A 6,901-nucleotide genomic window follows, 5' to 3' on the forward strand; every position below is an offset into this window, starting at 1 on the left:
CACTGTCGACGATGTTCATAGCTTTTCCCGGAAAGCGTATCGAATCCACAGAGAAAAGCACGCCTGACGCAGCGTGATACGCAATGGTAATAGGGGGTTTGATCCAGCAGAACCAGAGTTTTCCTTGGTTTTGGCATCGTATCGCTCCTTGATAACAGATGATTCACAAAGATTGCCAGATGTAAGTAAACTTGGCAAATTATGGATGGGTGTCCATCTAAATCATCTAAATCCCAGCTCAGGTTGTAATGCCGTTGGGATTTCCGGGCCAGTATTACGACCAGGAAACGAATAACTATTACAACTACTTTAGGGATTATGATCCGACAACAGGGAGATATCTGCAATCAGACCCGATTGGTTTAAGAGGTGGGTTAACTACTTATGGGTATGTGAGTGCAAATCCGTTAAGCTTCTTCGATCTATATGGATTGGCAATATTTGGGTTCCCTGGTAACTATTATGGAGACAGGCCAGGAGGCCCGGATGGAACTGGTGCAGGTTGCATGAAGCCGGTGTACGCAGGTCCATATATAGTAGGGTGGGTGCCATGTAACAAGCCTGAATCACCTGAACCTGATGATTGTGAGGATGGAGACTCTTCCTCAAACAATAAACCGCGTCCTTACGACAGGGAACCAATAGTTATGGAGCCTTGGGACAAAGGATTTGAAGAAGGCAAAAGATGGCCTAGTCAAGAACCAGTAATATACAATACGCCGCCCTTCAAGTGTGTGCTCGGCGTTGCTATGGGAGAAGGTGTTACTCAAGGATTAGGTTATGTTGGTGAAAAGGCTGGTAAGGCAAGTACTAGTGTGGTTTGGCAGAAAGTTGGTACAATATTTGTTCCAATTATAGGGTGGGCAAGTACCGCCTATAGTGCATATCAGGTACGGTGGTGCTTTTAGTGAATTTAGGTGCAGATTATGTGTGAAGATAATATAATTATGTGGTTAGGGATTGTGTTTTTTTCTCTATACGTTTTATATAAATCGACATTCATGATTCTTTCTTTATTCGCTAGTACTGAAATTAAGAGATTAAAGAACATAGACTATGCCTACGGTAAATACTCCTTTTTATTATTGGGTATTTCGGTGCTTCTATTTTTTATTGGTTATAAAGTTTGTTGAGCACTACAGAAAAAAATCCGAAGCCAGTAAAGGTAATACTGGGACATCCGTAAAGTTTAGGTCTTGAACTTATGGTGGTTTTTAGTTTTGCTAAATGGTTAGTTTGATCCTAGTGGTCAATGGCAGCAGTCTGGTCAGACTTTTTCGGTTTGGGCGGTCAGTTCTTGCCGACAGGGTGGTCAAACAGGTGCAGCACCTGCATATGCAGATTCCACCTAAACTGAACATATTCGCTGTTTTAATCTGACCACTTAATCCAGAAAATCCTGACCAATTATGGATGGGTGTCCAGTTAATTCGGCCTCCAGTTAATTCGGCCCGATGCCCGGTTAACTCGCATCGGTCTGTGAGTGATTGCTTGGATATCTCGCATAGATAACTCTGGTTCAGGAAGCCGCTTGTCCCGCGGTTTCCTGCCACAAAGTTAGCCCCAAGATGAAAAAAGCTAATGCCAGGGCACCACATACCACCGTCAACAGTATTTGCGACCAGCGTCGTTTAGTCACCAGGGAAGACCTGCCGGAAACGAACGCGCCTGCGGCCGTGACAAGAAAACCGAATTCGGTGATGAACAGGGTCGTCAACAGGGGAAAGCCGCGCTCAGCGGGATCTCTGAAAACCCCCGAGCTGATCAGAACCATGGCTAGGGTCAGGCCGAGTCCAGCCGAGATCCAGGGGAAGTTTGCTTTCATTGAGAATGTCCGTCGATTCCTGAGTGTCTGTCAATACTAACCCAAAAAAACTCAGAATATGAGCATTGAGTGTGTGATAACTATAAGAAAATATATATGTGGAAGAGAAATTCTTCTCATATCAGAAAGCCATTACTGGAACACCCGTAAATCTTAGGCCTTGCTTCTACGCTTTTTTGTATCTCTTGTTGACCTCCTGATCCTAATGCTATTGATTGTCTAGAAGCATGTGTTAGAGGGATGCACAACATTTATAGAATAGTATACCTGCCCTCCATGGCAGGGCACTCATCAATCAGACAAAGGTTTCGGTTGTTTTGAAAACAATCTATCCGACACCCTGAACACCAATGCCAGCAGAGCCGGCATGAAGGTCAAAGTCACGATCATCGAGAACAGCAGCCCAAAGAGCACAATGGCCCCCAGTCCCCGGTAAAGCTCGGTTCCGGCTCCAGGGTTGAACACCAGCGGTGACAGCCCGGCGACCGTGGTAACCGTGGACATCAGAATCGGTCGCAATCGGATACGCACCGCCTCGGTCACCGCCTCGACGATGTTCATGCCTCTCTTCTTCAGGTTGGAGGCAGTGAGTTCAACGATCAAGATCGGATTGTTGACCACGGTGCCGATCAATACCAGAAAGCCGAGCATGGTGATCATGTCGAAGGGTTGGTTGATCGGATTGAGGCCAATCTGGTCCAGGTTGGCGCCGGCCAGATTGATCAGATAGAGACCGGCGATACCGCCGCTGATGCCGACCGGCAGATTGGTCATAATCAGCAGTGGATATCCCCAGTGTGAGAAGACCGCTACCATCAGCAGGTAGGCGATCAGTATCGCCACGATGAAGTTGCTGAAAAGGGCTTCCCGCGTTGCGCTCAGTTGATCACTTGCACCACTGATCTCCAGGCGGATATCGGCAGGCAGTTCACCGGACGCTTTCATTCCTGTGAGGATCTCTTCAGTCACTCGCTCCACCCCGGCTTCCAGCGGAATGTCTCTGGGCGGTATGACGCTCAGGGTGATGGTTCGATCTCCGTCGACGCGGCGGATGGTCTCGGTATTGACGCTCTCCTTAAGCCGGGCGATGGCACTCAGCGGAACGATTTCGCCCCGCGAGGAGTAGAGCATCAGGGATTCGAGATCCTGGGGCTGTTCGATGTTGCCCTGAGTGGAGTAGAGAAACATGTCGATCTGGTCATCGTCGAGGAAGAACTCATCGACAAAGGCGCCGTCTGAATAGGCCCAGATGGTGTATCCCAAGTCTTGAGTATCGATGCCGAGTTCAGCCGCACGCTCCCAGTCCGGCTGGACTTCGAGCATGGGTTGCCCCATGGTCAGGTTTGAGGGTTCGGGCCGTACCCGTGGGTTTTCGAAGATCTGCTTCGATTTGAGAAAGACCTTCAGCCCGGCATCGAACAGCGACTGGAGTTCCGGGCCGCTGATGTCGATGTTGATACTGCGCGTACCGCCGAAATTGCCCGAAAAGATCGAGCCCTTGGAGGAGAATGATCGCAAGCCCGGCAGTTCGTCGGCCTTGGCGCTGGCGATCTCCAGAAACTCATCGGTCTGGTGCCGGTCCGCAATACCGCGAACGGAGAATACCCGAGTATTGTTGACGAAACCTACTGTGAAGGTCATGGCGGGAATGTCGGTTTCACCCTTCGCGAATTGTTCCGGGTCCGCGCCCAGTTGCGGCAGGAACTGCTCTTCCACCGAGTGATAGTGCTCCTTCATGGTGTCGATGTTATAGCCGGGTGGGGCGAACATGATGGTGAAGACCTTGGCCTCTTCACCTTCCGGCAGGTACTCGGTTTGCGGTGTCAGGTAGTAGAGGATAGCGCCAGCCCCTGTCAGTACGATCAGAATAACCGCCAGTGGGCGTACGTAGCCCACCACCAGCCAGTGGATCAGTGACAACACCCCGTGCGATACGCTGGCGCCGAGTCTGTCGAGAAATGAGTTTTTGGACTCCTTGTGGATCGAGAGGAAGCGACCGCTGGCCGCCGGCACGAGGGTGACCGCCACCAGCATCGACATCATGATCGATGCGGCAATCGCAATGGCGATATCCGAATAGAGCTGTCCGGCCTCTTCGTGGATGAACAGGATCGGCAGGAATACGCAGACCGTGGTCAGGGTCGAGGCCAGTACCGCAGGCCAGACCTCGGTGATGCCGTTGAGGGCGGCCTGCAGGCGCTTGGTGCCCTTACTCAGGTGTCGGTAGATGTTCTCCGCCACCACGATGTTGTTGTCCAGCGTCATACCGATGGCGAAGGCGACACCGGAGAGTGAGATGACGTTGATTGTGCGTCCGGCGATCAGCAGTCCGAGAAACGCAGCGATGGCGCAGATGGGAATCGCCATGGCGCCGATCAGGGTACCCGAAACCGAACGTAGAAACAGGAAAAGCACCAGCAGGGCAAGGATCGCACCGATCGCCAGGTTGTGCTTCACTACTTCAACCGCATCGGTCACGTAGATCACGTCATCGGAGTTCAATACGAGTTCCAGGCCATTCTCCTGGAGAACACTGGCATTGAGTTCCGCCACCTTTGTCATCATCGCCTGCTTTATCTCGATCACGTTGGTGCTGATCTGTCGATTCACTGCGAAGGCCAGCTGGGGTTTTCCAGCCCCGTAGGCGTAGTTGCGGACTTCGGCGAAACCCAGCTCTGCATGGCCCAGGTCTCTCAATCGAACGAAGGTGCCATCCCGTTCGCTGATGACCAGTTCATTCAGTTCCTCAACGGACTGGAAGCGGCCGATCGTACGCAGCAGGTAACGTCGCTTGCCGCTGTCCAGATCACCACCGGAGACATCACGGTTCCTCGCCCGAATGGCGTTTCTCACATCGAGCAGGCTGATGTTGCGTTCTGCCAGTTTAAGTGGATCGACATAGATTTTAATCTGGCGTTCAGCGCCGCCCCAGAGGCGCACACTGGAGACGCCGGGCACTCGTTCCATCGGGCGTTTGATGTACTCTTCCGCCCAGTCGTAGAGGGCAATGACATCGGCTTCGGAAAAGTCACCGCTGACCGGTGTCAGACGGAAATACATGAACGAGTTGGATGAGAAAGACTCGGCGCGGATACTCGGCTGGCGAACGTTCTCCGGATAGTTGTCGACTTGCGACAGGGCGTTGTTGACGTCCAGTAACGCCTCGTCGATGGTGACGGTGTAGGGGAACTCCAGTTCGATCTGGGCGTTGCCGGTGGTGGCTGTGGAGATGATCCGCTCCAGCCCCGGGATGCGGGTCAGGTACTGCTCCTGCTCGATGATGATCTCCTTCTCAACGTCCTGTGGCGAGGCGCCGGGCCAGGTGGTGCTGACGTTGATCAGGCGGGCGTCCAGATCGGGAATCATCTGTACCGGCACGCTGAAGATGGCCAGCAAGCCGAACAGGGTCAGGATCAGGATCGCGACAGTGAGAATGACCGGTTTTTCGATGCAGAAGCGAAACATGGTGAGATGCCGACTCCTATTCGGTTTGTCCGATCTTGACGGATTGGCCTGGGCGTAAGTTCTCGTTGCCCAGCAGTACGATGCGATCACCGGCATTCAGGCTGCTGTCCAGGATCTCCACAAGATTGCCCTGGGTACGCCCGATGGTCACGCTGATCTGTTTTACCTTGAAGGGATTATCAGAGCCGGATACGCGCCAGACGATCCGGCTGCCATCCGCCTTGAGAACAATCGCGTCTCTTGGAAGCATGATCGATGGTTGCTGCTTGCCGCTCAGTTCAATGAATATGCGCGCCGACATACCGGGGGCAATCCGGCTTTTCGGATTGTCGAGCAGCAACAGAAGGGGAAAGGTGCGGGTGCTTCGGTTGCCTGCTGCGACTATGGAAGCGACCTTGCCGGTGAACTCCTCCCCTGGTAGGGAATCGAAGCGGATTCGAGCCTTCAGGTCGGGTTGGATGCGTGAGTAGAATCGCTGCGGTATCGATGCCCGTATGCGGATACGATCCAGCGCTACCAGTTTCACCACACCCGACTCAGCTTTTACCCACTGCCCGGTTTCAACGTTCTTCTCGGCAACAATGCCGGAGAAAGGAGCGGTAAGCAGATGCCGGGACAACAGCTCTTCCAGCCGTTTCACCTCCGTACGCTGTTTGGCGATCGAAGCCTGGGCAATCTCTTCGTCGGCCACCGCCGAAGCCAACTGGCTGGCGGCGACCGCCTTGTTGCGGCGCAGTGACTGATACTCGTTTTTCTGGCGCACCGCCTCCCGGTGCCGGGCGATCGCCTCATCGAGTCCGGCCTTTGCCGATACCACCTCAAGTCTGGCGATAACCGAATCGAGGGAGAGAATTTTTTCACCGGCCTCGATCCGTTCGCCTTCCTCAACGAACACCTCATTCACTACTCCTGACAAGCGCGGAGAGAGCGGTGATTCCTGGAGCGCCTCTGCCGTGCCCGAGAAGGGGAACTCCTCACGCAGGTTCTGCTCCACGACCTCGGTAACGGTAACCAGACTGGGTTTCTTTGGAGGTGCTGCAACCACATTGGCTATACAGAGGAAACCAATGATCAGTATGCTGAGCTTCATCACGCTCAAACCTCCTTTAGGGGTGTGGTAAACAGGCCATTATTTGGAATCATTGCGGTCCCATTTATTTGCAATAAGGCGGTTTGGGTGATGCGCATTCCAAAATTATTAAAGTGTAAACAACTTATTGAATCAAAAGAGATAACCAAGCTATAGCTCATAATATACGGTATTTTCACAACGGCACAAACTGATTTTGAGCGGTGAATTCGAGAGCCTGGGAAAACAATCTCATCGTGGTTGGGTATTTATATCAATGATTCAAGCTGTTCGTGGTTCAAGGGTTATGATGATGGGACAGTTATCGGCAGAAAGAGTTTGCGGGATATAACCAGAATTCCATTATGACTTCACTGTTGTCCCGTTAACTCAAATTAGCCAGAGAGATGCATAGAAGCCCCTCTCCCTTGATGGGTGTATAGACCGGTGTCAAGGGTAACAGGTGTTCGGAGACATAGGTAACACGTTGAAGATTCATCGATATGGATTCCTTAAGTCGATTTCAGCGACCTTTATGTGGC

Annotated in this window: 4 protein-coding genes and 1 pseudogene; 1 reads left to right on the forward strand and 4 read right to left on the reverse strand. The window is 52.2% G+C overall.

All coding sequences use genetic code 11. The features are described 5' to 3' along the window. A pseudogene (locus AC4IE8_RS07115) lies at positions 1–137 on the reverse strand (transposase); the annotation flags it as partial. Positions 138–248: 111 nt separating this feature from the next. Here AC4IE8_RS07115 and AC4IE8_RS07120 point away from each other — a divergent pair. Next, a complete protein-coding gene (locus AC4IE8_RS07120; RefSeq protein WP_490790665.1) occupies positions 249–908 on the forward strand; it encodes an RHS repeat-associated core domain-containing protein in 660 nt (219 codons plus the stop codon). A 611-nt stretch (positions 909–1,519) separates the two neighbouring features. On the opposite strand, the gene AC4IE8_RS07125 is transcribed toward AC4IE8_RS07120, so the two are convergent. From AC4IE8_RS07125 to AC4IE8_RS07135, 3 genes are all read right to left on the reverse strand, one after another. Continuing rightward, complete coding sequence (locus tag AC4IE8_RS07125; protein ID WP_068992718.1) at positions 1,520–1,825, reverse strand: hypothetical protein; 306 nt, start codon at positions 1,823–1,825, stop codon at positions 1,520–1,522. A 291-nt stretch (positions 1,826–2,116) separates the two neighbouring features. After that, entirely contained in the window at positions 2,117–5,290 is a 3,174-nt protein-coding gene (locus AC4IE8_RS07130; RefSeq protein WP_490790666.1) for an efflux RND transporter permease subunit, read from the reverse strand. 16 nt (positions 5,291–5,306) lie between these two features. Continuing rightward, positions 5,307–6,380: an efflux RND transporter periplasmic adaptor subunit gene (locus tag AC4IE8_RS07135; protein ID WP_068992712.1), complete on the reverse strand. Its 1,074-nt coding sequence runs from the start codon at positions 6,378–6,380 to the stop codon at positions 5,307–5,309. Positions 6,381–6,901 lie beyond the last annotated feature (521 nt).

The organism is Candidatus Thiodiazotropha sp. AKAK2 (assembly GCF_058244685.1).